This window comes from Protofrankia sp. Cj3, from assembly GCF_917627355.1.
Classification (GTDB): Bacteria; Actinomycetota; Actinomycetes; order Frankiales; family Frankiaceae; genus Protofrankia.
In genome coordinates, this window is record NZ_CAKJTR010000144.1 from 5900 (window position 1) to 8184 (window position 2285).

Genomic DNA, 2285 nt, shown 5'->3' on the forward strand with positions numbered 1-2285 from the left:
CCGCCACCCCCATCGCCACCGCCGCCGGCGACCAGACGGGCGAACCGGTCGGGCACGCCGCTCCCGCCATGCCCACCAGCGGCTTCATGGAAGGCAGCATCGCCATCGGTCTGGTCATCGTCGAGGGGCCGACAGCCGATCTCCAGTTCACCGCCGCGGAACGCACCAAGGTCGTCGCGGAGGTCCAGAACGGGCTGTCCTGGTATGCAACCACCAATCCCGCCGCGGACCTCACCTTCAGCTACGACATCAGGATCGTCCGGATCTCGACGCCCGCGAACCCCGCCGCCGCCGATCTGGAGGCGCTCTGGCGGGATTCCGCCATGGGCCAGCTCGGATACACGCCGAACTTCGACGGGGTGTACGAGTTCGTCGACGATCTACGCGAGTTCCATGGCACGCGATGGTCCTACTGCGCGTTCGTCACCAAGTACCCATTGTCCGACTTCGCCTACAGCTCGGTCGGCGGCCCCCGGCTCGTCCTGTCCTACGACAACGACGGTTGGGGCCCGGACAACCTCGACCGCGTGTTCGCCCACGAGACCGGGCACATCTTCGGCTGCCCGGACGAGTACGCCGCCAGCGGTTGCGGCTGCGGTGGCGCCTGGGGACGGTTCGGGGCCCCCAACGGCAACTGTGACAGTTGCGCACCCGACAGCATGACCTGCCTGATGCGCTCCAACAGCTTCGAGATGTGCCGGTACACCCCGAGCCACATCGGCTGGGGCCGCGGGGTGGCTGGCAACCCGGTCCTGGTACAGGGCGACTTCGGCCAGGCCGGCAACTTCGAGCTGGTCGTGCCTTCCGCGTTCGCCGGCATGACCCACCTGTGGCGTGACAACGACGCCCCGGGCCTGCCCTGGCGGGAGCCGACCCAGATCGCGCAGGCAATCGGCCGGATCGACGCGCTCACCATGATCCAGAGCCGGCTCGCGGCCCCCGGCGCGCTGGAGGTGATCGCCCGGACCGGCACCTCGCTGGTGTTCCTCTGGCGCGACAGCGGATCGTCGCTGCGCTGGCACGAGCCCACCCAGCTGGTGAACGGCGCCGCGGGGATGCCGTCGCTGATCCACAGCCGGTTCGGCCGGCTGGGTACGTTCGAGCTGCTCGTCCCGGCTCCAGACGTCGGCCTGCTGTACCTCTCCCGTGACAACGACGTCGCCGGTTACCCGTGGAGCCGGCCCGTTCTCGTGGCGGCGAACCTCGGCCGGGTCGATTCGGTCAGCCTCATCCAGAGCAGCTTCGGCGCCGGCGGCCTGGGCGCCGGCAATCTGGAGGCCGTCGCGTCGGTCGGTGGCCGGCTCGTGCACCTCTACCGCGCCGATGACGGGCTGTGGCGGACCTCAGTGGTGTTCGCCGAAGGCACGGCCGGTAATCCCGTGCTCGTCCAGAGCCAGTTCGGCCGGATAGGCAACTTCGAGGTCGTCGCGCCATCCGCCGCCGGCGGCCTGGTCCACCTGTGGCGGGACAACGACGCGTCCGGCTTTCCGTGGAGCGCGCCGCGGGTGTTCGCCACCGAGCTCGGGCACGTCGACACGGTGACAATGATCCAAAGTTCGTTCGACCGGCATCTGGAGGTCGTCGCGAGAGTCGGCGACCGGCTGTATGCCATGGCGCGTACGTCGTCGGGGACATTTGACTGGTTGCCCCCCAGCCGGATCTTCTAGTCCGGCTGGCAGCCCGCCCGTGGACCGGGCCCCGGGGAATCACCCGGATTTCCGCCGGACCGGCGAAACCGATCCGGCGGGTCCGGGCGCTGCCGCTCGGGGGAAAGCCGATCGGCGGCGTCCCAGGGCATTCCCTCCCCCAGCCGCCGCTTGCCTGCCAGACGTGCGAGCCAGGCGTCGACGAAAAGGTTCTCCGTCGCGGTCAGGGTCTCGCGCAGGCCCGCCGGCACGGTGTGGGTGAACACGCCTACGACACCGGGCAGGCGGGCCAGCGCGTCGGCGCCCCCCGGCGGGGACACGACCAGGGCAAGCCGCGGTAGCAGGATCGCGGTGACCCGCGCCAAGCCGCGCAGCGTGCCGATCACCTGCCGCTGGTCGCTCCCGGCCGCTGCCGGCTCCGTGTCCCGGTCGCCTGGATCATCACCGGCGTCCTCGGGACCAGCAGGCCCGCGCGACGGCACAGACCCTGCCGACGCGATGACGACCAGCAGCTCCGGTGTGGGTTCGACCACGCAAACGCCTCCCGCCACACCCCACATCTGGGCAACCATATGTCGCATAACAGTAACGCACAGCTGTCCATACACCGTCAGCGCACCCGGACAGCGCCGGACAGCG

Annotated in this window: 2 protein-coding genes; one reads left to right on the forward strand and one right to left on the reverse strand. The window is 70.1% G+C overall.

The genetic code is table 11. The features are described 5' to 3' along the window. Positions 1-1667 (forward strand): hypothetical protein (locus tag MJ783_RS17480; protein ID WP_239311624.1); only part of this gene is annotated, 1667 nt, incomplete at its 5' end. Here MJ783_RS17480 and MJ783_RS17485 read toward each other — a convergent pair. Next, positions 1664-2285: hypothetical protein (locus MJ783_RS17485; RefSeq protein WP_370651667.1), on the reverse strand; the 622-nt coding region annotated here is incomplete at its 5' end. The genes MJ783_RS17480 and MJ783_RS17485 overlap by 4 nt on opposite strands.